The 24,285-nt window shown below is 71.4% G+C and carries 20 protein-coding genes, 1 tRNA gene and 3 pseudogenes; 10 read left to right on the top strand and 14 right to left on the bottom strand.

The window, feature by feature from the left end; translation table 11 throughout:
- Positions 1–3: 3 nt before the first annotated feature.
- The 5 genes and pseudogenes from B7R87_RS15610 to B7R87_RS15590 form a co-directional block, all read right to left on the bottom strand.
- On the bottom strand, positions 4–2,058 hold the full coding sequence (locus B7R87_RS15610) for a copper resistance protein CopC (protein ID WP_006348120.1): 2,055 nt from the start codon (positions 2,056–2,058) through the stop codon (positions 4–6).
- A gap of 193 nt (positions 2,059–2,251) precedes the next feature.
- Positions 2,252–2,719, bottom strand: a pseudogene (locus tag B7R87_RS15605) (copper chaperone PCu(A)C); the annotation flags it as partial.
- A gap of 38 nt (positions 2,720–2,757) precedes the next feature.
- Positions 2,758–3,423, bottom strand: a complete 666-nt coding sequence (locus B7R87_RS15600; protein WP_006348122.1) for an SCO family protein — start codon at positions 3,421–3,423, stop codon at positions 2,758–2,760.
- Positions 3,424–3,467: 44 nt separating this feature from the next.
- Entirely contained in the window at positions 3,468–4,289 is an 822-nt protein-coding gene (locus B7R87_RS15595; RefSeq protein WP_006348123.1) for a YcnI family copper-binding membrane protein, read from the bottom strand.
- Between the two features lie 95 nt (positions 4,290–4,384).
- Entirely contained in the window at positions 4,385–5,200 is an 816-nt protein-coding gene (locus B7R87_RS15590) for a hypothetical protein (RefSeq protein WP_006348124.1), read from the bottom strand.
- A gap of 405 nt (positions 5,201–5,605) precedes the next feature.
- Here B7R87_RS15590 and B7R87_RS15585 point away from each other — a divergent pair.
- Together B7R87_RS15585 and B7R87_RS15580 are read left to right on the top strand one after the other, a co-directional pair.
- Positions 5,606–5,929 (top strand): annotated as a pseudogene (locus B7R87_RS15585) (ATP-binding protein); the annotation flags it as partial.
- A gap of 396 nt (positions 5,930–6,325) precedes the next feature.
- Positions 6,326–6,484 (top strand): annotated as a pseudogene (locus B7R87_RS15580) (ATP-binding protein); the annotation flags it as partial.
- Between the two features lie 156 nt (positions 6,485–6,640).
- On the opposite strand, the gene B7R87_RS15575 reads toward B7R87_RS15580, so the two are convergent.
- Positions 6,641–8,098, bottom strand: coding sequence for an aminopeptidase P family protein (locus tag B7R87_RS15575; RefSeq protein ID WP_006348127.1), 1,458 nt, complete (start codon positions 8,096–8,098; stop codon positions 6,641–6,643).
- Between the two features lie 154 nt (positions 8,099–8,252).
- Positions 8,253–9,854: a PP2C family protein-serine/threonine phosphatase gene (locus B7R87_RS15570; protein WP_233168836.1), complete on the bottom strand. Its 1,602-nt coding sequence runs from the start codon at positions 9,852–9,854 to the stop codon at positions 8,253–8,255.
- Between the two features lie 1,089 nt (positions 9,855–10,943).
- Here B7R87_RS15570 and B7R87_RS15565 point away from each other — a divergent pair.
- Positions 10,944–11,627 carry a bifunctional DNA primase/polymerase gene (locus tag B7R87_RS15565; RefSeq protein WP_040915601.1) on the top strand — a complete coding sequence of 228 codons (684 nt, stop codon included), beginning with the start codon at positions 10,944–10,946 and terminating at the stop codon, positions 11,625–11,627.
- Positions 11,628–13,199: 1,572 nt separating this feature from the next.
- Here the strand turns inward: B7R87_RS15565 and B7R87_RS15560 are convergent.
- From B7R87_RS15560 to B7R87_RS15550, 3 genes are all read right to left on the bottom strand, one after another.
- Complete coding sequence (locus tag B7R87_RS15560; RefSeq protein ID WP_006348131.1) at positions 13,200–14,186, bottom strand: DUF5926 family protein; 987 nt, start codon at positions 14,184–14,186, stop codon at positions 13,200–13,202.
- 395 nt (positions 14,187–14,581) lie between these two features.
- Positions 14,582–15,241 (bottom strand): ATP-binding protein, encoded by a 660-nt coding sequence (locus B7R87_RS15555; RefSeq protein WP_078902257.1) that lies wholly within the window; start codon positions 15,239–15,241, stop codon positions 14,582–14,584.
- Positions 15,242–15,406: 165 nt separating this feature from the next.
- Positions 15,407–16,279, bottom strand: coding sequence for a glycerophosphodiester phosphodiesterase (locus tag B7R87_RS15550; protein ID WP_045852973.1), 873 nt, complete (start codon positions 16,277–16,279; stop codon positions 15,407–15,409).
- 273 nt (positions 16,280–16,552) lie between these two features.
- Here B7R87_RS15550 and B7R87_RS15545 point away from each other — a divergent pair, with 273 nt between their 5' ends.
- Both B7R87_RS15545 and B7R87_RS15540 read left to right on the top strand, forming a co-directional pair.
- On the top strand, positions 16,553–18,115 hold the full coding sequence (locus B7R87_RS15545; protein WP_130584993.1) for a S1C family serine protease: 1,563 nt from the start codon (positions 16,553–16,555) through the stop codon (positions 18,113–18,115).
- Between the two features lie 80 nt (positions 18,116–18,195).
- Positions 18,196–18,280: transfer RNA gene (locus B7R87_RS15540), tRNA-Ser, on the top strand.
- Positions 18,281–19,215: 935 nt separating this feature from the next.
- On the opposite strand, the gene B7R87_RS15535 is transcribed toward B7R87_RS15540, so the two are convergent.
- Genes B7R87_RS15535 through B7R87_RS15520 form a run of 4 tightly spaced genes read right to left on the bottom strand, consistent with a single transcriptional unit; the run spans position 19,216 to position 20,761 of the window.
- On the bottom strand, positions 19,216–19,572 hold the full coding sequence (locus B7R87_RS15535) for a hypothetical protein (RefSeq protein ID WP_006348135.1): 357 nt from the start codon (positions 19,570–19,572) through the stop codon (positions 19,216–19,218).
- A complete protein-coding gene (locus B7R87_RS15530) occupies positions 19,566–19,886 on the bottom strand; it encodes a hypothetical protein (protein ID WP_045852974.1) in 321 nt (106 codons plus the stop codon). Before B7R87_RS15530 ends, B7R87_RS15535 begins: the two co-directional genes overlap by 7 nt.
- Positions 19,880–20,308, bottom strand: a complete 429-nt coding sequence (locus tag B7R87_RS15525; protein ID WP_040915611.1) for an ATP-binding protein — start codon at positions 20,306–20,308, stop codon at positions 19,880–19,882. The genes B7R87_RS15530 and B7R87_RS15525 overlap by 7 nt, the downstream gene beginning before the upstream one ends.
- Before the next feature lie 45 nt (positions 20,309–20,353).
- A complete protein-coding gene (locus tag B7R87_RS15520) occupies positions 20,354–20,761 on the bottom strand; it encodes an NUDIX hydrolase (protein ID WP_040915612.1) in 408 nt (135 codons plus the stop codon).
- 107 nt (positions 20,762–20,868) lie between these two features.
- Here B7R87_RS15520 and B7R87_RS15515 point away from each other — a divergent pair, with 107 nt between their 5' ends.
- From B7R87_RS15515 to B7R87_RS15495, 5 genes are all read left to right on the top strand, one after another.
- The gene (locus tag B7R87_RS15515) at positions 20,869–21,657 is read left to right on the top strand and encodes a GntR family transcriptional regulator (protein WP_006348139.1); all 789 of its coding nucleotides are present in this window, start codon (positions 20,869–20,871) and stop codon (positions 21,655–21,657) included.
- Positions 21,658–21,834: 177 nt separating this feature from the next.
- The gene (locus B7R87_RS15510) at positions 21,835–22,191 is read left to right on the top strand and encodes an SCO3933 family regulatory protein (protein WP_006348140.1); all 357 of its coding nucleotides are present in this window, start codon (positions 21,835–21,837) and stop codon (positions 22,189–22,191) included.
- Positions 22,188–23,513, top strand: coding sequence for an FtsK/SpoIIIE domain-containing protein (locus B7R87_RS15505; protein ID WP_006348141.1), 1,326 nt, complete (start codon positions 22,188–22,190; stop codon positions 23,511–23,513). Before B7R87_RS15510 ends, B7R87_RS15505 begins: the two co-directional genes overlap by 4 nt.
- Positions 23,513–24,094 carry a DUF2637 domain-containing protein gene (locus B7R87_RS15500; RefSeq protein ID WP_006348142.1) on the top strand — a complete coding sequence of 194 codons (582 nt, stop codon included), beginning with the start codon at positions 23,513–23,515 and terminating at the stop codon, positions 24,092–24,094. The genes B7R87_RS15505 and B7R87_RS15500 overlap by 1 nt, the downstream gene beginning before the upstream one ends.
- On the top strand, positions 24,091–24,282 hold the full coding sequence (locus B7R87_RS15495) for a mobile element transfer protein (protein WP_006348143.1): 192 nt from the start codon (positions 24,091–24,093) through the stop codon (positions 24,280–24,282). Before B7R87_RS15500 ends, B7R87_RS15495 begins: the two co-directional genes overlap by 4 nt.
- Positions 24,283–24,285 lie beyond the last annotated feature (3 nt).

Genomic DNA, 24,285 nt, shown 5'->3' with positions numbered 1-24,285 from the left:
ACGTCAGCCGATCTTCACGTTCTCGTCGACGGTGGTCTGGTCGATGTCCGAGGTCCGCACGGTCACCTTGACCCGCCAGTCACCGGGCATCGGGATCTGGACCCGATCGGCACGCCACTGCCCCGGCGCCACCTTCACGGGGGTGACGGGCAGCGGGCCGATCTGCTGGTCCGGGAGGGTGAAGGAGGCCCTCACCTCGGGTGCTTCCAGCGGCTTTCCGGCCGTGCCGGTGATCCGCAGCGTCAGCTCGTTGGCGCCCGGGGCCGCCGGATTGAGGGTGAGCCGGATCGTGCCCTTGCCGTTCGGCCCGCCGGTGTCGAAGGGGATCGTGGTCTCGGCGGGTCCCCGGGGCCGGGAGTCCGCCGAGGGGGAGCTGCCGCTCACGGCCGCCCGGTCCGCCGTCTCCTCGGTACGGCCGGGCTCGGTGGCCGTCAGGGCCGTCGTCACCGCGAGCACGACCGCCGCGACGGCCGCTTCGGCGAGGACCGCGCGGCGGAGTCCGGACCGTACGGGATCGGCGTCCCGGGCCTTCCGGCGGGCGGCGTCGGCCAGGGCGGTGCGCTGCCGGGCCAGCTGCGCGGCCCGCGCGGGATCGACCGCCGACCCGGTCCCGTCCTGCTCCGCTTTCCCCGGATCCCCGGACCGGTCCGAGGGATCGACTGCCGCGGTGCCTGCTGTGCCTGCTGTGTTCTCGGGGTTCTCGGGGGACTTCTGCGGGCCGGGTACGGCCGGTGCGGTGACCAGCCGGGCCGTCCACCGCCGGGAGAACCGGGCGATGACGACGAGGACGGCCACCAGCGCCGCCTTGGCGAGCAGCAGCTGCCCGTACTCCGTCCCGGTCAGTGCCGACCAGGAGCCGACCTGCCGCCAGGACTGGTAGAGCCCGGTCACCGCCAGGACGACCACACAGACGAAGGCGACCGTCGAGAACCGCCGTACCGCCGCCGGTTCGATCGACGGCTCCCGGCGGAGCGCGATCAGCAGGGCCGCCAGCCCGCCCAGCCAGCCCGCCACGGCCAGCAGGTGCAGCACGTCCACGGGCATGGCGAGCCCGGTCTGGATACCGGTCGAGGCATGCTCGGAGAGCGCCCACGTGGCGGCGATCCCGGCGCTGACCACGGTCCCGCCGACGCCGAGGCCGAAGGCCAGATCGGCCCGTCCGCCTTCCTTCCCCTCCGCCTCGTCACCGGCGCCGTCGCTGTCAGCGGCAGCCGCCCGGACTCGCAGGGCGTACGTACTGAAGAGCACGGCGATGAAGAGCGCGGCGGCCCCGAGCAGCAGCAGCCGGGAGACGAGGGCCGCGCCCGTCTTCGTCTCCAGGACGTCCTGCAGCCCGGCGAGGTCGAAGGCGTCCGCCAGTTTCCCGGAGCCCGTGTACGGGACGCGGAGCAGCAGCATCGCCAGGGTCGCGCCGGTCAGCACGGTCCAGGACCGGGCGACGAGCCGCTGGAGGGGACGGACGGACGCGCCCCGGGGCCAGCAGAGCAGGATGAACGCGGCGCCGCCGACCATGAGGGCGAAGCCGCCGTACGACGTATAGCGCGCGGCGTCGTAAAGGAAGCCGACGAGCCCGCCGCCCGTCTCGCCGCCGGGCAGCGGGACGGTGGTCGCGGAGGGCGCGCCGATGGAGAAGGTGAACGCGCCCGAGATGGGGTGGCTGTCCGCGGACACGGCCTGCCAGGCGACGGTGTACGTGCCGTCCGGCAACCCGGTCCGCAGTCCGACGGCGTGGACGACTCGGCCGTCCGTGGAGAGATCGCGGACGGGGCCGGTGTCGGCCCGTTTACCACCGGGTTCGAGGACCCGGATGGAGTCGTCGCCCATGGCGAGGTGTTCGGAGAAGGTGAGTGAGACCTCGGCGGGTGCCGTGGCCACCACCGCCCCGTCCTTCGGGTTGCTCGCCGTCAGGGCGGCATGGGCGGCCGCCGGGCCCGCGGCCGTCAGCAGGGTGCCGAAGACCGTGCCGACCAGCACCAGGGCGGCGAGCAGGGCCCGGACCGGTCCGTCGCCCGGGAGACGGCGGACCGGTGGGCGGGGCGGGGCGGTGGTGGGTGTCATGGTGTGTCCGTTCGTCCTTCGCTCAGTGGTGCTCGGACGTGTGCTCCGCCGGGCGGCCGTCGGCCGGTTCCGGGGACTGCGCCGGGTCCGTGGCGCCCGACGGCGCACCGGAACCTCCGGCGGCCCCGGACCCCGTTTCCGGCGCGCCCTTCCCGTCCTTCCCGTCCTTCCCGTCCGTCTCACCCGTCGTGGCCTTGGAGGGGTTGTAGCCGGTCTCCATGACAGGGAGTTCGACGCGGATCGGGCCGGACGTCTCGAAGCGCAGCTCGACGGAGACCTTCTCGCCCTTCTTCGGCCGCTGCTTCAACTGCTCGAACATGATGTGGCTGCCGCCGCGTTCGAGGGCGAGCGCTCCATCGGCCGGGATGGGGAAGGAGTCGACCTTCCGCATCCGCTGCCCCTTCGACTCGTGGATCGTGACGGTGTCGGAGATGGGGCTGGTGACGGAGGTCAGCCGGTCGGCCTTCCCTCCCCCGTTCCGTACGGTCAGAAACCCCGCGGCCATGTCACTGACGGGTTGTGGCATGAATTCGCCACTTACTGTCAATTCGGGCGCATCCGGCCTACCGTGGGAGGAGCCGGTGGGCCCCGAGGACTCCGTGGAGCATCCGGTCAGCGTCAGGGCTGCCGCCACGGCAGCGGCCGTGGCGACGGTTATCAGGGAGCCCGCCCCGCCCCTGCGCCGTCCCGGTCCGGTGCTCAAGGCTTCTCCCCGCGCAGGAGCTTCGGCAGATCCTTGGCGTATGCCTCGGGAGTGGTGTCCTCTCCGTAGACGACATAGCCCTGGTCGGTCTTCGGGGAGAAGGCCATGACCTGGGCGCCGTGCATGGAGCTGACGGAGCCGTCCTTCTCCTTCTTCGGCGGGTCGATGCCGATGCCGACGGACCGGGCCGCGGCCTGGATCTTGGCGAAGTCGCCGCTGAGTCCGGTGAAGGAGGGGTCTCCGGCGCTGGGCAGCCACTTGCCCAGCTGGGCGGGGGTGTCCCGCTCGGGGTCGGTCGTGACGAAGACGACCTGGAGCTTCTCCTGGTCGGCCTGGGGGAGCTTCTTCTTCGCCATGGCGAGGTTGCTCATCGTCAGCGGGCAGACGTCGGGGCAGCTGGTGTAGCCGAAGAAGAGCAGGGTGGGCTTGCCCTTCGTCCGCTCGCGCAGGTCGTACGGCTTGCCCTGGGTGTCCGTGAGCACCAGCGCGGGCTTCTGGAAGGGCTGGTCCAGCACGGTTCCCGGCTTGGTGTTCTTGGGAGCCGAGATCTCGGCGACGGAGCTGCTGTCCGAGTCCTTGCCGGAACCCTCTCCGGAGCAGGCGGAGAGGGTCAGTGCCGTGGCCGCGGCGAACACGGCGACCAGCGCGGTCTTCTTTCGCATGGGGGACTTCCTGGAAGAGAGGGAACGGAACGGGGGGATACGGCTCATGAAGAGGTACCGCTGTCGGTACGTCCGGAGTGGCGGCGGCCGGCGAAGACACCGAATGCGACGCCCGCGGCACCGACCAGGATGCCGATCACCCCGAGGGTGCGGGCGAGGGTGTCGGAGGAGTCCGCGTCCCGGGAAGCGTTCGCGGACGTGTCACCGGTGCCGCCGTGGTGCCCCTCGGCTCTGTCGGCCGCGGGTGCGCCGTGGCCGCCGGTGCCCTCCGACAGCGTCAGCACCGGCGCGGGGGTTTCGGGCTCCGGCTTCCCCTCCTCGGGGGTTTCGATCCAGCGCACGACTTCCTTGTTGTCGTACGTCTGGAGTGCCTTGAAGACGAGCCGGTCCGCGTTCTCGGGCAGCTGTCCGATGGAGAGGGGGAACTGCTGGAACTGGCCCGGTCCGATCTTCGATCCGGCGGCGGTCCAGGTGACCTTGGAGACGGCTTCGGTGATCTGCTTGCCGTGCACGGTCAGCGGCTTTGCGAGCTTGGCCTTGGTGACCTCGACGTTCCAGCCGGGCACCGGCTGGGGCAGGACGGATGCCAGCGGGTGCTCGGTGGGGAGGGCGAGCTCCAGCTTCACGGTGGAGGCGTCGTCCCGCTCGTTGGGGACCTTGACGCCGACGGTGGCATAGCCGCCCCGGGCTGCCTCGCCCTGCGGCTGCACGCCGACATGGGCGGCGGCGGGGCCTGCGAGCAGCAGCGAAGCGGCACCGGCCCCGGCCAGCAGGGCGACCGTCCGGGCGGACCAACGGGCCGTCGCACGGGCCGTCGTACCGGAAGAAGAAGGTGCAGATGCCTGCGAACCGGAGAAAACGCTCATGGTGAGGACACTCCACGGAGAAGGGAGGAACGGTGATCGTGCCGGTGTACGGGACACGCGGACACCACGGCCGCACTCCCGTCGAGTCGGCCGTGTCAGGCGGCGAGGGCCAGGCGGGCGGGCGGCCCGCGCCTGATCACCGTGTGCTGAAGCGCCTCTTCGGCCGAGGGAGGCGCCGGAGCGTCCCCGGGCCGCCCGGGGCGGACCCCGGGGGCCGGAAGGCGTACGAGACCGGAGAGGAGCGTGCGTACGAGCGCAAGGGCGGCGCGCAGCGACCGCAGCCGCGCGGCCTCCGTCATCAGCTCGCAGGCCTCGTGCGCGGAATCCGTGGACAGCCGGGCGAGCCGCAGCAGCGCCAGGTCCCCACGCCGCAGCAGCCAGCCGGTCGCCACGGCGGCCAGCAGATGCGCGAGCAGCATGGGGAGGGAGGGCAGCAGTTCGGCGCGGCCGAGCGCCTGCCCGGCGGCCTCGTGGCCCGGGTGGCCGCCCTGGTCCGGCGGGGTGAGCCCGGCCATGGTCACGACCCGGCGGGCGTCGTCCGGGCCGATCGTCGCCGAACCCGGACCGCAGAGCAGCTTCGCGGCCATCCGGATCAGCGCGTCGTCCCCGGTCGGCCCGAGCCGGTCGGGCTGCCGCTGGCCCAGGCCGAAAAGAAGGTGGAGCACGAGCTGGCCCGCGGTGAGCGCCATGACGACGGCGGGCAGCGAACGCACCCGGCCGGTGAAGGGAAGGACCAGGACGAAGGTCCCGGCGAGCCCTGCGGCCAGCGTCCACCAGGGGACGCCCGCGCAGGCGGCGAGCGCATGCCCCGTCGCGGACAGCACGACACAGACCGCGGTGAACACCGCGGCCCGCAGCAGCCGGAGACCGGCTCCGGTGGGTGCACCGGACCGGGGCGACAGGGAGGACATGGCCCGGTCATCATCCCACTGCGGTTTCCGCCGTCGTACGGCAGGTCCGCCCCTGCGCGTAGCGGGCAATACGGATCAAGACCGGTCAAGGTCTGCCGGCCGGCGAGGAGCCCGGGTGGCCGGTTGCCGACCGGTGGCGACCGGCCACGGAGCGGGGGACCGCCGGGCCGCGGACGGGCCGGAAACGGCGCTGCCGTCACGGATGCCGCCTCCGTCGCGCCCGCCCCGTACAGGCCTTTCGACACTCCCGATCACCCTGGTCACAGCTTCACCCGTCCGGCATACACCTTTGCGCCATGGGCGCGCTTCCGCCGAATGAGCGCAATCACACCAACTCTGTGCTTACGGACCGTGTCTTGGGGCAATACGTATCGGTATGTCGAGCCGCAGCCAGGAGGCTGGAGCATGAGCATCTGGTGGTCTCTGCACTTGCGGCGCGAAGCTGCGAGCATTCCGCTCGCCCGGCGGCTCCTCATCGGCACGATGGAGACCGCGGGTGTCGATCCCGACATCTCTTTCGACCTCTCGGTCGCGCTCAGCGAGGCCTGTGCGAACGCCGTGGAGCACGGCGGCGGCGCGGGCCCCGGAGGTCCCGCCGGCGCCTATCGCGTCACCGCGTATCTGGACGGCGAGAAGTGCCGTATCGAAGTGTCCGACTCGGGGCCGGGCTTCCCCGGCGGATCGCCCCGGCACGGGCGTGGTTGCGCCCACTCCGACGTACCTTCCGGGGTTCAGGAGGGTCCGGGGGCTTCTGGCTCCGCCGGTGCCGCCGGTGCCGCCGGTGCCGACGGTGCTGCCGGTGCTGCTGGGGTACCGGGTGTACCGGACGTACCGAACGTACGGGGTGGGCCGGGCGGTCCGGGTGGATCCGCCGGGCCTGGCAGCCGCCGGGAGGGCCCCGCGGACCGGGCCACGGGCGGCCCGCCGCGCAGAACCTCCGGCCGGGTGCCGGACCGTTCGCCGGACGGGCCCCCGCACCGGCCGCACCGGCAGGGCGAGCCCGTCGGATCCGCCGGGTCCCTGCCGGGCCGGGCAGCGGAGCGGGCGGAGAGACCGCGGGGTGGGGGCCCTGTGGAGGCCCCGCCGGACCGGGCGCCGGAGTGGCCCGCCGAGTGGCAGGCGGACCGGACGGCCGCCGCCACCGCCGAGAGCGGCCGCGGGCTCTGTCTCATCGAGGAGCTGGCCGACCATGTGCACTTCAGCAACCGCCCCGGGCGGGGTGCCGTGGTCAGCTTCGACAAGATCCTGAAATGGCGGGAGGACGCGCTGCTCAAGGTCTCGTGAGGGGGCTTCCCCCCACCGGGACCTCGCGCATCCGCGTCCTCCGGCGATTCCGCATCCGGGCCGGCCGCCGACTCGTTCCCGGGCCGGCCGCCGGATCCATTTCCGGGCTCGGCCGTCGGCCGGGCTCCCGGGTCCGGTCGGCGGCCCGGCTTCCGGTCAGCTCTGCAGCGACGCCATCCAGGCCTCGACCTCGTCGGCCTGCCGCGGCAGCGTGTTCGACAGGTTCCGGTTGCCGTCCTCGGTGACGAGGATGTCGTCCTCGATCCGGACGCCGATGCCCCGGTACTCCTCGGGCACGGTCACGTCGTCCGCCTGGAAGTAGAGACCCGGCTCCACCGTCAGGCACATACCCGGCTCCAGCGTCCCGTCGACGTACGCCTCGGTGCGCGCGGCGGCGCAGTCGTGGACGTCGAGACCGAGCATGTGACCCGTGCCGTGCAGGGTCCAGCGGCGCTGGAGCCCCAGCTCCAGGACCCGCTCGACCGGGCCCTCCAGGAGACCCCACTCGACCAGCCGCTCGGCCAGCACCCGCTGGGCCGCGTCATGGAAGTCACGGTACTTCGCGCCCGGCTTCACGGCCGCGATCCCGGCCTCCTGGGCGTCGTACACCGCGTCGTAGATCTTCCGCTGAAGCTCGTCGAAGCGGCCGTTGACCGGCAGGGTGCGGGTGACGTCGGCGGTGTAGAGGGTGGTGGTCTCCACACCCGCGTCCAGCAGCAGCAGATCGCCGGAGCGGACCGGGCCGTCGTTGCGCACCCAGTGGAGGGTGGTGGCGTGGGGGCCGGAGGCGCAGATGGAGCCGTAGCCGACGTCGTTGCCCTCGACGCGAGCCCTCAGGAAGAACGTTCCTTCAATGTAGCGCTCGCTGGTCGCCTGAGCCCGGTCGAGAACCTTGACGACGTCCTCGAAGCCGCGTGCGGTCGAGTCGCAGGCCTTCTGCAGCTCCCCGATCTCGAACGCGTCCTTGACCGCGCGCGCCTCGGAGAGGTAGATCCGCAGCTCCTCGTCCCGCTCGCCGGTGACCTTGTCGGTCAGCGCCGACTCGATCTCCGCGTCATGGCCGCGGACCACCCGCACGGGCCCGGTGGCCTCGCGCAGCGTGCCCGCCAGCTCGCGGACGTCCCCGGTCCGGATGCCCAGCAGCGCCGCCTTCTCGGTCAGCGAGTGACGGCGGCCGATCCACAGTTCGCCCTGGCCGGAGAGCCAGAACTCGCCGTTCTCCCGGTTGGAGCGGGGCAGCAGGTAGAGGGTGGCCTCGTGGCCGTCGGCGGTCGGCTCCAGGACGAGGACGCCGTCCTCGCTCTGGTCGGCGGTCAGATACACGTACTCGGTCGCGGCACGGAAGGGGTACTCCGTGTCGTTGGACCGCGTCTTGAGCTTCCCGGAGGGAACCACCAGACGCTCGCCGGGGAAGCGCTCCGAGAGCGCCGCACGGCGTTCGGCGGCATAGGAGGCCTGCTCGACAGGGCTCAGGTCGCGCTGCTCGGTGTCCGCCCAGCCACTTGCCATGTTCGCGGCAAGCTCCTCGGAAACCTCCGGGTAGAGGCCGTTCTTACGCGGCTTCGCCGACTGCTCTTCTTCTTCCGGGGTACTCGGGATGAGCTCCTCGGCCACGTCTGCCTCCTCGACACGTCATCGGACCGGACTCCATCGTATGTGTGTCGTGAAGGGGGCCTCGAAAGGTGTGAGGATTCCGACATAACGGGTGTACCACTGGAAGGCCCGTCCTGCCCTTCCGCCGGCCTGCCGTCCCGCCGGGCGGCCGGGGTCAGTCGAAGCGGACGGCGAGCAGAACGATGTCGTCCCCGTCCCCGTTTCCGTCGCCGCTGTCCCTGCCGCTGTCCCTGCCGCTGTCCCTGCCGCCGTCCCTGCCGCCGTACGCCGCGGAGCGCGGCGCCCCCGGCCCGAAGCCGTCCCGCGGGCCGCGCCCGCCCCCGCACACGGGCCGCCGGACCCTCTCGTCCGGGCGCCCGCAGGAATACACCGGCGCGCTCTCTTCCGTACGTCGGGCAGGGCCTGTGGCCTGCGGAAACAGCGTGTGCAGTACATGGTCGGCGACCGCCCCGGGGTCCTCCCGGGCCGTCCGCGGCACGCTCGCCGCCGCCGTGTGCAGCCGGGCGAACGCCCGGTCCATCGGCTCGCCGGTACGCCGCAGCAGCCCGTCCGTATAGAGGAGCACCGTTTCTCCCGGCTCGGGACACAGCTCCACGCTCGGCGCCTCCCAGCAGGCGAGCATGCCGAGCGGTGCCGACAGCGATGTCTCCACGAACTCCGTGCGCCGCTCGCCGATCAGCAGGGGCGGGGTGTGCCCGGCCCCGGCCAGCACCATCTTCCCGGCGGCGGGCTCGGCGTAGGCGAAGAGCGCCGTCGCCGTCCCGGCCGGTTCCGTCAGCCGCAGCAACAGTTCCAGATCCGACAGCACCGCGACCGGATCCTCGCCTTCCATCACCGCGTACGCGCGCAGGGAGGCGCGCAGCCGCCCCACCGCGGCGAGCGCCCCGGGGCCCGTACCGCCGACCGAACCCACGGCCAGGCCCAGGGCGCCTTCCGGCAGCGGAAGGGCGTCGTACCAGTGGCCGCGCGGGCCGTGCGGTCCGGTGCGGTGCCGGACCGCGAGGCGGACGCCGGGGACAAGGGGCAGCCGGCTCGGGAGCAGTTCCTCGGCGATGCTCGCGACGGCCCGCCGCGCCTCCGTCAGCTCGACAAGACGGGCCAGGTGCTCGGCGGCGTACCGCATGTAGTCGTTCACGAGCCCGCGGTGACGGTCGGCGGGCGCGGTGGGCGTGTCGTAGAGCCAGACGGCCGCGCCGAGGATGCCGGTGGTCCGTGACACCAGGGGCTGGGTGTACGCGGCGGCGCAGCCCAAATGGACGGCGACCTTGCGGCGCAGCGGGTCGAGGGAGTGGTCGTTGAGGATGTCCGGGTGGGCGACGGCCGCGCCCCTGACGTCCACTGTGTCCACCAGTTCCACTGTGTCCGGCAGGTCCGCAGAGGCCGTTGTGCCTGCTGTCCCTGCTGTGTCTGCTGTGTCTGCTGTGCCTTCGAGGATGCGGCCGTAGGCGGTCAGCGGCCGCGGCACGGTCTCGATATGGCCCAGCTCCGCATGGCTGAGCCCGTAACCACGGGTGATGGACCCGGGCGAGGTCAGCGCACCGGTGCCCGGCGGGGGTTCGAGGACGATCAGCCCGCGGCGGGCACCGATGATCGCGGCGCCCGCTCGCAGCACCTCGTCGAGGGCCGCGTCGAGTGTCGTGACGGCGGTCAGCCTGTCGGTCAGCTCGTGCAGAGTGGTGAGATCGGCCACCCGGTCCTCCGCGCGTTCGCCGAACGAGACCGGCGCGCCGGTATCCGTATGCGCCCCTTCGACCACCTGAGCGCCCCCCGGCGAAGCTGAACTCCCCGGGAAACCAGAGTGAGTCGTACCACCCGGAGCGGTTGGTTCCGACGGTTCCGACGGCTCGGGCGAGGCCGGCGAGGAAGCGGAGGCAGTCGTGGACGGAGCCGCCGCAGTCTGTGCGGAGTGGGGAATCGAAGAGTCGATTCCGGCCACTTTCGGAAGGTGAGGGGTGCTCATCGGAGCGGTCTTGTCAATGGGTGCATTTCACGCCGAAGCATTGCAAACCCCCAGGTCATTTTGCGCCGCCAGCAATGGATCCACATCTACACGCACATGTCAGCGGATGTCCAGCATTGCACCGGTGGGATTGATGGTGTCTACGGGAGCTTGAGCATGCTTTGAGATGCTCTTGACTGAGGGTTCCGGAGTGAAGGATATTCGTCACGAGTTGGTGAACTTGGCTGAAAAATGCCGCTGCTCGCCATCAATTGCGATCGACTGAACATGTTCGACGGTGATCCTTCGACGGATCCCTCCGGGGCGAACGATCCTGGAGTGACCTGTCGTCGGTGGCCGGACGGATGCGTCGCACCGAACGTGGCGGGTACGTAAAGTACGTAAAAGGTGACGTCCGGGGTCAGTTGGAAAGTCCCGGAACCCGGTGACGAGCCGGGGCGTCCTACAGTCCGTGGGCCGTGACGGCACCTGAGAACGATCCCCGGACAGGCCACCCGGACCGACCGCCGGGCGGAGGGGAAAAGGCCGATCGGGCCGCGCGCGCGGCGCCGTCCGGCTATAACGGGACACGCAAGCGTCAGGCACACGTCCCTCATCACGCGTTTGATGAAGCACGTCCACGTTCGGCCCCCGGGCGGCGAAACTGCCGCAGGTCAGTCGGGGGACGCCCCTGCCGGTGGCGGTCGAGGCCTCCGGCACAGCAGGGCGGGACCGGCGCCGACCAGCCGATCCGTAGGTACGTACCGGGCTTCGCGGAACCAGCAGCGGACAAGGTACGTATGCGCACGCAGTACGTACACACAGCGCGTATTCGTATGCACAGTGAAAACCTGCACACATGGTGTGATGTGGACCTCGGCGTTCAACGGAAAGGAACGAGCGCACATGCGCGAGATCCTCGGAAGGCGACGCAGGCTTCGGTTGTGGCGCAAGAGGGGCCCGGTACAGCCTGCACAGCTCGAAGCGGCGCTCACCTGCGCCGCATGGCGATGGCCCGTAATCCCCGGGGTGGGACGGGCCGCTGCCGGTGGTGGTCGTGGCCGGCGCTGTGCCTGCCCCGACCCGGAGTGCGCCGTTCCCGGTGCACACCCCTTCGACTCCGGAGTTCTGGCGGCAACCACCGACGAGCGCATGCTGCGCTGGTGGTGGACGAACCGCCCCACCGCACCGGTGGTTCTGGCCACCGGTGGGAAGGCGCCCTGCGCGGTCAGCCTGCCGGCCCTCGCAGGGGCGGCCGCGCTGACCGAGCTGGACCGGATGGGAGTACGGCTGGGGCCCGTCGTGGCGACACCGACCCGGTGGTCGCTGCTGGTCGCGCCGTACAGCCTGGAGCGGCTCGGTGAGTTGCTGTACGTGAAGGACCGGGTGCCCGGTTCGCTGCGGTTCCACGGGGAGGGCGGCTATCTGGTCCTGCCGCCGTCGGAGACCGGGACGGGGCAGGTCCGCTGGGAGCGGGAGCCCGCGCCCGGGGCGGCCGCACCCTGGCTGCCGGACGTGGAGACGATGGTCGACGCCCTGGTGGAAGCGAGCACGAACGCCCCGGACGGCGGCAGTCGGCTGGCGCACTGAATCCCGGCCGATTGCGACTGATCCAGAGGCCGGGCCCGGCTACGGGCCCGGCCTTTCTGTTTCCCGGGTGTCACCCGAACGGGTAGGAGTAGGCCCGAGTTGTACGGGAATCGGGTGCGCGGCACCTCCCGCCCCCGTACGACACGGATATCGTCGCCCCGCACCGGTTGCTCGCACCGCTGCCCGGGTGTTGCCGGTGTTCCCCGGGCTCAGCGGCCCGCAGCCGTACCCAAGGCTTCACCTTCTCTGCCCGTGCTCCTCCTCCTGCTGCCCGCTGCCGCTGCCTTCTTCGCTCCTCCTTCTTCATCCTTCTCCCTCCTTCTCGTCCCCTTCGCTCCGCCGCTCCGCCTCTGCTTCTCCCGCTTCTCGCGCTTCCCCCGTCCTCCGCCGTTTCTCGCAGTCGGCAGGTGTCCATGAATCTCCGCATGGTCGGCATCACCTCGGTCGTGGTCGCAGCTGTCCTGGCGCCGCTGGCAGCTGTGGCGGGTGAAGGCCGGGTGCCGAACGGGTCCGGGATCGTACGGGCCCTGGACGGCCGGCAGCCCGATGCCGGCCGGCCGCCCGCGGCCTCCGGTGCGGACGGGCCGTCGACCCGGAGCGCGGCGGCGGAGCCGGACGGCATCGCCCGAAACTCGGCCGGAAATCACCCCAGCCGTGGGCAGGGCACGGCACCCGGGGCCACGGAAGCCGCCGGTCCGGCGGGTGCGGAGCCGCCCGGTGCGGCATCCGGAGCCGGGTCCGCGGGCGCCACCCGGGCGCACTGCGGACCGGAACTCACCTCTCCGGACGGAGTCGAGGCCCAGACGTGTGTACTGACCGATGGCCGTGCCACCTGGGGGCGTACGTACTACCGGAATGCCACGGGCGGGGAATTGACTTCCGTACTGACTCTCATGGGTCCCGGACGCCGAACGCTTCAGATGAACTGCGTGGTGGAAGCGGGCGATGAGCCGGGCGTCTGTGAGACGCCGAAGGTGCCTTCCCGCGGTCTGCGGGGTTATTTCGCGGTGGCCGAGTTCGCGGCGGCGGAAGGCGCACAGACCGGGGCGGGAGTCGGGACGGGAGCCGAGGCGGGAGGCGGGTCCCGGCCGGGGAGCCGACCCGTTCCGGGGTCCGGCGCGGGCGCTCGGGGCGACGGGCCGCTGCTGCTCCGCTCCGGCAGCAACTCCGTTGATCCGACGCAGCATTGAGCGTCGGCACAAGAGCCGGAAGAGCCGCGGGGAACGCGGGAAGAGGCCGGGCAGAAGCCGGGAGGAAGCGGAACTTCCGGTCCGACTTTTCGGTCAGGTTGCGCCTGTACCCGGAAACGACAGAGGCCCGGTCGCTGGCGACGGGGGATGCACCAGCGACCGGGCTCTTAGAACGGTAACAAGAGATCTGCGGTTCGCAAATTCGATCTCGGTTATTCGGACAGAGAAACGGCTGAGTACGGCGGGAGTTGTGACTGGAGTCACCCGCTATTCCCGGACCGCGGACCTGCTCCGACCACGGATCCCGGGCCGGAACCGGCCCGGGATTCAACAGGGCGTCGTGTTCAGGCCAGTTGTGCGTCGGCCGCAATAATTGGCGTGTTCAGCTCAGCGTGATCTGCCGATTGGTGAGTCCGCCGCGCGCGCGGCGCTCCTCGGGGGTGAGCGGGGCGTCCGAGGCCAGTGCCCCGGCGAGCCGCTCGGCGAACGCGGCCGCGGGCTTCTCGCACTCCTCCGCGCCCATCCCGGTGGGCAGATCCCAGACCGGGACGACCAGGCCGTGGGCCCGGAACGAGCCGACGAGCCGGGTGCCCTCGCCCAGCGAGCTGTCCCCGGCCGCATGCAGCCTGGCCAGCGCGGAGAGCAGCTCCTCCTCGGGGTGCGTCATCACCCACCGCAGATGGTTCTTCTCCGGGGTCTCGCACCAGTAGGCGGACTCGACGCCGGAGAGCTTGACGGTGGGGAGCGCGGCGGCGTTCGCCCGCTCCAGGGAAGCGGCGACGTCCGGGGACGCGGACTCGGCCTCCGGCACCCAGAACTCGAACCCGGAGTGCACCACGGGCTCGAAGGGCGCATGCGGGTCGAGCAGGTCCTGGAGCCGGGGGCCCTGGTCCGAAGCGGCACGCTCGGCAGCGACCGGAGTGCCCGGCTCCGCCTGGAGCGCACGGCTCAGGGTGTCGGCGAGGTCTCGGCTGAGGTCGCCGGACGCGGTGTCGTTCTGTACGCCGAGGAGGACCGAGCCGTCGTCGCGGCGGAGCGCCGGCCAGGCCATCGGCAGTACGGTCGCCAGCGTCACGGACGGTACGCCGTCGGGCAGCCCGCCCTTGAGCGTCAGCTCCACCGTCGCGGCCGGAACCAGCTCGCGCAGGGCGACCCAGTCGCCTTCGCCGGTCAGCCCCTCGAACGGGCGCTGCACCAGCTCGGTGACGGCATGCGCGGCGGCCCGGCCGTGGCACGCCTTGTAGCGGCGGCCCGATCCGCAGGGGCAGGGCTCGCGGGCGCCGACCACGGGCACGGGCTCGTTGGCACCGACGGCCCGGCCCTTCAGCTGCTGCTCGGCGGATGAGGTCTGGGGGCGCTTCTTGGCCATGGTGCGGCTTCTCCCGTGGATACAGCGGCGCGTGGTGCGATAGGTGCGGCACGTGGCGCGGGATGACTGGGTCGTGAGGTCTGTCGGTCCTGGCGCGAGCCTAGTCGCCCCGCGCTCCGGGGAAGCCACGGCACCCGGAAGGCAACCCGACGGCACGCACCCGATCCCGGACGGCACGCATGCGACCACCCGGCGACCGGCGACCGACGGCCACCCGGTGCTGCGGGGCACCCCGCGCCGCCGCGCCGCGGGCCGCTGCTCCACGGTGTGCGGCCCGGGGCCCGGGCCGCACCGGCCCTATCGCCCTGCTCCGTACGACGTACGACATACAAAGTACAAAGTACGAAGTACGGAGCAGGCTCTACGCGAACACGTTCGGCGCGATCCCGGGTGCGCTACGCGACCCCGTCGTACGGCCCGTCGTACGAGGGGTCGTACGACGAGTCGTAGCCCCCGTCGTACGGCTCGGCGAACCCGAAGCCGAACCCCGGGGCGCCGCCGGTGACGCGCGTAGCGTACGCATCGCGGCGAGCCCCGTCCGCAATGAGCGCCCATACGGTGACCTCGCCCGCCGGATGGTCGCGGACGCCCCACTCCTGGGCCAGGGCCGTGATGATCTGGAGCCCGCGACCGCCGCGCGCGGTGACCGAGGGGGTCGACGGCACGGGCCGGGTGGGTCCGCCGCCGTCCGTCACCTCGACCGTGAGCCGTCCGGCCCGGTCCACGCGCCAGGCGGCCCGGATGCTGCCGTCCCCGCGATCCGCATGACCCAGTGGTCTGCCGTGCCGACAGGCATTGCTGAGCAGTTCGGAAAGAATCAGCATCGCGTCGTCGACAACCGATTCGGGCACTTTGCTCATGCGTAGATGCTCACGCATTCGGTGCCTTGCCTCACCCACGCCCGCAGGGCCATGGGGTACGGCCATGCTCGACGACGTGGGCACGTGCTGTGCCACCACCAACGCCACCCCCGAGACCTCCTTTGCCCCACGCCACCGTGTGAATGCCCCGATGGGCCGGGCCGGAAACCGGGCCCGAGCGGCCTGATGGGGCACTCCTGACCCGGGAGTACGTTGTGAATGCGCCGGTGCACTCCCCGTAGTGGGTGTCATGTGCAACTAAGGCGGGGCATTCCTTCTCGTACCGGTGCGAAAGCGTGGCAAGCGGTCGGTCGGGGGCCGGAGATCGCCGGAGCCGTGGCGGCCCGGATGTGGCGCGTATTACATCCCGGGGGCGGTGGGCTCGCCGCCCCCGCCGACATCGCCACTGCCGTCACCGTCACCGCTGTCACGGCCGAGCTGGGTGAGCACCTGTCGCGGCCGGTTGGTGATGATCGCCTCCACGCCCAGCCGGGCGCACAGCTCGACGTCCGCCGGATCGTCGACCGTCCAGACGTGGACCTGGTGGCCCGCCCGGTGCAGCCGGTCGACGTGTTCCGGGTGGTTGCGGATCATCCGGATGGACGGGCCCGCGATCCGTACCCCCGCGGGCAGCCGCCCGTCGCGCAGCCGCGGACCCGCGAACTGCATCAGATAGACGGTGGGCAGGGTCGGTGCGGCCGCCGTGACCCGGTGCAGCGAACGGGCCGAGAAGCTCATGATCCGTACGGGCGACTCCGCGGCCGATGCCGGGGCGGCGAGCCCGAACCGGGCCAGGAGGTGCAGCAGACGCTCCTCCACCTGGCCCGCCCAGCGCGTCGGGTGTTTGGTCTCGATGGCCAGCTCGATGCGGCGCCCGGAGTCGGCGGAGAGTTCGAGGAGCCGCTCCAGGGTGAGGACGGAGGTGAGGGACGGATCACCCCAGTCGGGGCTCTCGGCGGAGTCCTCGCGCCCCTTCCAGGTGCCGAAGTCGAGCGCGGCGAGATCGGCCAGCTCCAGGGCCGAGACGGCGCCCCGCCCGTTGGACGTGCGGTTCACGCGCCGGTCGTGGACACAGACGAGGTGGCCGTCGGCGGTGAGCCGGACATCGCATTCGAGGGCGTCGGCGCCGTCCTCGATTGCCTTCATGTACGCGGCCAGGGTGTGCTCGGGGGCGTCCTCGGAGGCGCCGCGGTGGGCCACGACCTGGATGTTCTGCTGTCGTGCTGAGGTCACCGCGTCATGGTGTCACCGCGGGGGCCCGTGATGTGCGCGGGGGCGCGGAAACGCTGCCGTGCGCCCGGCGCACGGCCGGACGGAGCGTCCGCCGGACCGGTCTCCGGCTGCTCACCGCCTCCGACCGTTTTGTCGCATATAAAGGGAGGACGCTATAAGCACAGGTCCTGCTTACTGTGGTCTGACGGCCTGTGGGAAATGCTGATCCGAGACAGTTGCAGAGCGGATTCCCCGACCGATACGAGCATCTGTGGACCCCGGAGGAGAGAAACTGTGAGCACCGAGTACGAGGGCACCGAGGGACCGGCGCAGCAGTCGGGGACCCCGGCGACCCCGCCCGTACCCCCTGTGCCGCCGGTTGCTCCCGACGGGCCGCCCCCGGCGCCCGCCGCGGCTCCGGCACCCGCGCCCGGCGCGTCCGCGCCCGTACCGCCCGCCGCGGCACCCGGCCCGGAGGCGAACCCTCCGGCGCAGCCGCCCGGCTCCCGCGATTACCCGCCGACCCCCGCGTCCGGCTCCCCCGACTACCCGCAGGCCCCCGCGCCGGTCGCGCCGCCGACGGCTCCCCCGGCCCCCGCGCAGGGTGCGGACTGGGCGGCTCCGCCGGCCCTCCCTTCGTACGGGGGAGGGGAAGGCCCGGTCTGGGGCGCCCCGGTCCCGCCCGCCGAACCCAAGCCCCGCCGCCGCAAGCGCGTCAGCACCCTGGTCACCGCGATTCTGGTCGCCGCCCTCGTTGCGGGCGGCGTCGGCGGTGCCGCGGGCTACTGGGCCGCGTCCGACCGTGACGAGGACAGCTCCTCGACGACGATCACGTCCACGGAGATCCCCAAGGACCTCAAGCGGGAGCCGGGCACGGTGGCGGCGGTCGCCGCGAAGGCGCTGCCGAGCGTGGTGACCATCGAAGCGAAGTCGAGCCGTGAGGGCGGCGGCGCCGAGCTTCCCGGCAGCGGCGGTTCCGGCGGCGGTACGGGCACGGGCTTCGTCTACGACCAGCAGGGCCACATCCTCACCAACAACCACGTGGTGGCCTCCGCGGCGGAAGGCGGCACCCTCGCGGTGACGTTCTCCGACGGGCGTAAGTACGACGCCGAGGTCATCGGCCGGGCCCAGGGCTACGACGTCGCGGTGCTCAAGCTCAAGAACCCGCCGTCCGGTCTGACCCCGCTGGCCCTCGGCGACTCCGAGAAGGTCGCCGTCGGCGACTCGACGATCGCGATCGGCGCCCCCTTCGGCCTGTCCAACACGGTCACGACCGGCATCATCAGCGCCAAGAACCGCCCGGTCGCCTCCGGCGGGGAGGCCAACAGCAGGATCAACTCCTACATGAGCGCGCTCCAGACCGACGCCTCCATCAACCCGGGCAACTCCGGCGGCCCGCTCCTCGACGCCCGCGGCGCCGTGATCGGCATCAACTCCGCCATCCAGTCCACCGGCAACGGCCTCGGCCAGGCCGGGTCCATCGGCCTCGGCTTCGCCATCCCGATCAACCAGGCGAAGAACGTCGCCGAGCAGCTGATCAAAACTGGCAAGCCCGTCTACCCGGTCATCGGCGCCACCGTCGACGTCTCCGGTGCGGCCGGCGGCGCCCGGATCCCGGAGAAGGGCAGCGACGGCGGCCCGGCGGTTCCCCCGACCGGCCCGGCGGCCAAGGCCGGCCTCAAGGCGAACGATGTCATCACCGAGTTCAACGGCAAGCCCGTCGACAGCGGCCCGACCCTGATCAGCGAGATCTGGAACCACAAGCCCGGCGACAAGGTCACCCTGACCTACGAGCGCGACGGCAAGGAGTCCAAGACAACCCTCACCCTCGGCTCCCGTACGGGCGACAGCTCCTGACCCTGCGGAAGGCTGCTGCGACACCGGCCGCCGTGCCGGTACGCTGTAGGCCGCTCCACGCCGGACACGGCGGGGCGCTGGGTGGGTTGCCCGAGCGGCCTAAGGGAACGGTCTTGAAAACCGTCGTGGCGCGAGTCACCGTGGGTTCAAATCCCACACCCACCGCACGTTGAAACGGCCCCTGACCATGTGAAATGGTCGGGGGTCGTTCGTGTTGGTGATGCCCGCTCGACGCCGTGGTTCACCGTGATATCCCGAGAGAACGGGCACGGATGGGGCACGGGTCTCTTGGTCTCGAAGCAGTGTGGGTGGGGGCTGCCGGAACTCAACTGGGGGTTGGTTGCGTCTTTTGGCCAGCAAGAGGAATAGGGGGTTGAGTGAACACTTGGTGGACTCCGGTACTGGGCCTTGTTGGGGCCTTTGTTGGCGCCTCTTTGGCGCCGTGGCTGACGGCTCATCTCGCGTGGCGACGGACCCGCCGAGAGGCGTTCAATATCGCGATTTCGGCCCTCCGCAGCGCTCAAGTAGCTCGCCACTTCGCGCACGGGGTTCCTGCGCACTACGTCGGAGGCGATGAGGCCACGGTTGAGGCATACAACCAACGGCTGAGAGAGCGAGGGATTGACCGATTCGTCGACCTCATGCACGAGGCAAAGGTCGCCTTGGCGGCTCTTGAGCCCTTCTACAAGGTAAGCGGTGATCTTGATAGGTGGGAGATCACGGAACCAGACACCGACCGGATGCTGGCTGAGCTGACGCGGGCGCGTTGACGTCTGAGGTTGGTGGAGCGGCTTTGGGCGGGAGCTGCCATGGGGTGAGAGGCCGGGGGCCCGTAAGCTTTCGCGGCTCGGGCGGTCTGTGGACCTGCCCGCTGTTGGTCCGAGTGGGCCCCCGGTCTTCGAGGCTCACCGCATGGTGGCTGCCTAAAGCCGTGGAGCCGACCCCCAGCCACAGAGGGGTTCTCCCCGCAGCTTGTCGCGCGGACCGGCCGGGCCGGGGCCGGAGTGGGGCGGAGACAGGAACGTCGGGCCCGGGCCGAGAGGCCGGGCCGCGCGCGACGCGCTTGCGCGGCGCCTTGAAACAGTAGAGAAAGTTGTAACTCACGGGGTGGGTGTGGGTCTGAAGACTCCTGCGCAGGGTGGGAGTTGGATGTTGTGGCGGTGCGCCAGGGGGAGGAAGAGGGCCGGGCGGGCTGTCCAGGTGATGAGGGTGGTCGGCGTCGTGATGGTGAGGGTGACCGGTCGGCCCTGGTGGAGGTCTTCGGTCGTGGTGTGGCGGTCCTGCTGGAGCCAGCGCCAGGCATGGGCTGAGGCGTCCAGGTCCAGGGCCGGGAGGATCGTGTGGAGGGCGATCGCGATCCAGCGGACCGCGTGGTCCGCGGTGGGGGCGTCGATCGAAGCGACGAATATGTCCGTGGTCCGGCATTCGCACCAGTAGCCCGGGGTCGTGGTCACCATGCGGCCGTCCTCGGCGGCGTGGCGGCGATGACGTATGTCGTCTGGTCGTCGTGGAGCGTGACCCGGTACGCGTGGCCCGTCGCCAGAAGGGCAAGAGCCTCTTCCTGTTCGGCCTCGTCGGTGAGCCAGTCCCGTCCCGGGCGGGCGTACGGCGGGTCGAGCTGGGCCGTGATGGCTGCCGTGCGGTTCCGGAGCCAGCGCAGGGCGAGGCGGGGGCTGGGTGCCGTGCGGGTTCCGAGGGAAATGGGCTCGGTGGAATCGCGGGTGCGGGCGGCGGCCCAGCAGTCGTAGGCGCGTAAGGCCGTGGTCACCATGGTCGGCCTGCCCGGTGCGGGCCGGCGAAGAGCTCCGCCGTGATGGTGCGGCCCTGGGTGCCGTCGAGGATGACGAGCCGGTGGGCGAGGGTGTTCACGATGTCCAGGCCCCGGCCGTGGATCGCGTCCTCGGAGGGGTGGCCGATCTTGGGGACGGCATCCGTGGCGCCCGCGTCGGTGACCGAGAGCGCGACGACCCGGGGCGAGAGGGCGAGGGCCAGGTGGAACGTCCCGTAGTCCCGGCCGCTCGCCGTGTGGAGGACCGCGTTCGCGCTCAGCTCGCTGACGATCGTCTCGGCGTCCTCCGCCATGGGTGATCCGCGCAGAATGTCACGGGTCCAGCGGCGGGCCCGGCTGACCTCTTCCACCCGACCTGGGCAGGACAGTCCCCAAACCTGGGCCCTGCTCGTATACTCGTGCATACAAGTTCCTCCGTGCTGGTAGGCCGCATGTGCAGCGGGTTCGGGCTAGACGAGTTTCACGCCGTCGTGGGCGCGCACGGCCGGTGGCGATGCCGCGTCCAGGGCGTCGAGCACCCGGATCGCGTACGCCTCGTCGGCGAGTTCGGTGATCTCTTCGCGGGTGGCCCAGCGCAGCGCGCGGGTCTCGCTTCCGGTGGTGGGTGTGCCGTCCGCGGCCTCGCAGCGGAAGACCAGGGAGACGATCAGGCCCGTCATGTTCTTGTAGACGCCGGTCAGGGTCGCGGGAAGTGCGATCTTCAGGCCGGTTTCTTCGAGAACCTCGCGCTGGAGCGCGTCCGGGATGGTTTCCTCGCGTTCGAGGACCCCGCCCGGGGGCTCCCACTTGCCGTTGTCGCGCCGCTGGATGAGGAGGGCCCGGCCCTGTTCGTCCACGACGACCCCGGCGACGCTCACGGAGTGCGGACGGTCAGTGCTCACGTTCCTCGGCCCTCTCGGCTGGCTAGGCTCACCACCGTAGCAACAACACTCGCCCACTCGTCTAGATACCTAAAGGAGTACGCATGACCTCGCTTCCGACCGGCATCATCGGTGATCTCGATCCCACGAGCGATCGCGCGGTCTTCCGGCAGATCGCGGACCAGCTTCGCGATGCCATCGACCGCGGCCGGTTCCGGGAGGGGGAGAAGCTGCCCTCCGAAGCCGAACTGGTCGAGCACTACGGCGTCTCCCGGATGACCGTCCGCAACTCGTTCTCCGTCCTCCAGGGCGAGGGCCTGGTGCACGCCGAGCACGGCAAGGGCGTGTTCGTACGGCCCCGGCCGCCCGTGCGTCGACTCGCCTCCGACCGCTTCGCCCGCCGCCACCGCAACCAGGGCAAGTCCGCGTTCCTCGTCGAAGCGGACGCGGCTGGCGGGCACCCCCAGGTCGACAGCCTGGAGGTCAAGGAGGAGAAGGCCAGCCAGGACATCTCCGCCCGGCTCGGTTCCGTACGCCGTGTCCTCGCCCGGCACCGCCGCTACCTCCTCGACGGCCGCCCGGTCGAGTTCGCGACCTCGTACCTCCCCCTCGACGTCGCCCGCGGTACGCAGATCGCCGAGCCCAACCCCGGCCCCGGTGGCATCTACGCCCGCCTCGAAGAACTCGGCCACCGGCTCGACCGCTTCGAGGAGGAGATCCGCGCCCGGATGCCCTCGCCCACGGAGGTGAAGACGCTCCGGCTGGCGTCCGGCGTGCCCGTGTTCCATCTGATCCGGACCGCGTACGACACCGAGGGCCGGGCCGTCGAAGTCTGCGACACCGTGATGGCGGCGGACGCATACGTCCTCAACTACCAGCTTCCGGCGACCTGATGGCCTGACCTGCGGTGAACGGTGATGCGCGGGGCCCCCTCTCCGAACTCGTACATCCCCACAGGCATACTCGTATAGACGAGTGGGCAAGTTATGTGCCAAGGTGATCGTCCGCGCCTCCGAACTCGCAGGCGCGGGAAGGTTCTTGTCTAGACGAGTAGATGGGGAGATGGATTGATGCGCACCATCCGTGTGGAGACCTCGGCGGCGACGATCCTGCTGACCGAGGCTCCCGAGCCCAAGGTTCGCGACCGGAAGACCGGCGAGATCGCCAAGGATGCTGTCAACGGCGAGACGTTGATGACCCTGGGCGTCGTGTACATCGAGGACGGGGAGTCGTCGCTGGTCAAGGTCGTCGTGCCGGAGAGCGGGGTGGCGGAGGGGCTGGCGCTCGGTGCGCCGGTCGCGCTGCCGGGACTGGTCGCCCGGCCCTGGGAGAGCACCTTCAACGGCCAGCAGCGTCACGGCATCGCCTTCCGCGCCGCCGCCGTCACCCCGGCCGTGTTCCCGGCCGCCCTCGGAGCCTCGGCATGACGGCCGACGCGACGACCCTGCTGAGCGTGGGCGGCCCCCTCGCCGTACTGGGTGCCGGGGCCGCCTACACCAGGGCTCGCCACCCGGGCCTCTATTGGACCGGAGTCGGACTTCCGATAGCCACCGCCCGGCTGCTGGCCACATACGCCTCGGTCATGGAGGCATGCGGGCTGACAGTTCCGCCGTCCCGGCTGCGGGTCCTGGCGCTGAAGGCCACAACCCGCCGCGAGATCCGGCCCGTACCGCCCCGGCGGGGTCTGCCCCGTCCCACCTCGACCGGCTTACGGCTCCGGCTCCGCCTCGCGCCCGGCCAGGAACCGGCCGATGTGGCGGCGTCGGCGGAACGGCTGCGGCACGCCTGGGGTGTTCACGGGGTGTACGTGACCGTGCTGAAGCCGGGCGTTGTGGAGCTGCGGGTGGTCGGGTTCGACGTGTTGCGGCACGTGCGGATGCCGAGGGTGCCGGAGCCCGGTCTGCTGCGGGTGCCGGTGGCGCTGCGGGAGGACGCGACACCGTACATACGGGACTACTGCGCCGTTCCCCACGGGCTCACCCTCGGGGCGACGCTGGCGGGCAAGTCGATGTTCCTGCGTCACCTGGTCGCCGGTCTGGCGCCGCAGCCGGTGGCTCTGGTCGGGATCGACTGCAAGCGGGGCGTCGAGCTGGCGCCCTTCACGCCCCGGCTCTCCGCCCTCGCGACGGACCCGGCCGAAGCCTCCGGGCTGCTGTCGGTCCTGATGAAGGAGATGGAGGACCGGTACGACCTGATCAGGGCCCGGCAAGGCATCGCGCCCGGCACCCCGGACGAGGAGATCACGTCGGACGTCTGGGGCCTGCCGGAGCCGGAACGCCCCGTACCGCTGGTGCTGCTCGTGGACGAGGTGGCGGAACTCTTCCTTGTCGCGTCCCGGAAGGACGAGGAGCGGCGGGACGAGATGGTCACCCAGCTCATCCGGCTCGCACAGCTCGGCCGGGCCGCGGGGATCTATCTGGAGGTCTGCGGGCAGCGGTTCGGGGCGGAGCTGGGCAAGGGCGCGACCATGCTCCGGGCCCAGCTGACCGGCCGGGTCTGCCACCGGGTGAACGACGAGGCATCCGCGAAGATGGCCCTCGGCGACATCGCCCCCGAAGCAGTCATGGCAGCGTGCGCAATCCCGCCCGAACTGCCCGGCCTCGCCGTCGCCGGTGACACCTCCGGCGGCTGGTCCCGCATCCGTACGCCCTACCTCTCCCTCACCGACGCCGCCGCGACCTGCCGGAACACGGCCCACCTCACCCCCGAACTCCCCGCACTCAAACGCTTCCGGCCGGCGGGTGCCTGATGCGCGCCCGACTGGCACGTGTGAACGCGGTGCTGGTCCAGGCCGTGATCGCCGCCGTGCTGTCCTTCGCCCACCTCCATGACCTGGCGGTGGCGGCAGGGCAGGACGGCTGGAAGGCATGGGCCTACCCGGTCAGTGTCGACCTGCTGATGGTGGCGGCCTGGCGGAAGCTGCGGGCGGGGGAGTCCAGGGCCGTGGCCTGGTGCTGGTTCCTGATCGCCCTGGCCGCCTCCCTCGGGGCGAACATCGCCACCGCCGGACTCCTCGACCTGGACGACGTCCCCGCATGGCTGCGGATCACCGTGGCCGGGTGGCCCGCCCTCGCCTTCCTCGGCGGAACCCTCCTCGCCCACACCACCGCCCCGACCGAACCGGAACCCGATCCGGTCCCGGCCGCTGCACTACCGCCGCCTCCGGCCGTACCCGCCGCCCTCGTCGCGCACGCCCGCAAGATCGCCGCCGAACACCGCACCCGTACCGGACAGCACATCGACCCGTCCGCACTCCGCGCCCGGCTCGGAGTCCCTCAGCCCATGGCCGACGCCATCGCCACCCATCTACGAGAGGAACGATCCCCGTGACGCCGAACCGCCGCTTCCGCAACGTGGTCCGCATCGGGCCCGTACGCGTCGGCACGTCGTACGACAACCGGGGCCGGGAACAGCACACCGCCGCCTGTACGGCCCCGCGCTGCGGCTTCTCCGCCGACTACGACTCCCGCACCGCCGCCGAACTCGCCGCCCGCACCCACCGCTGCCCCGTCCGCTGAAAG

Source organism: Streptomyces tsukubensis (assembly GCF_003932715.1).
GTDB lineage: Bacteria > Actinomycetota > Actinomycetes > Streptomycetales > Streptomycetaceae > Streptomyces > Streptomyces tsukubensis.
Note: the sequence above shows the minus strand (reverse complement) of the source record. Positions and strands in the feature narration are given on the sequence as shown.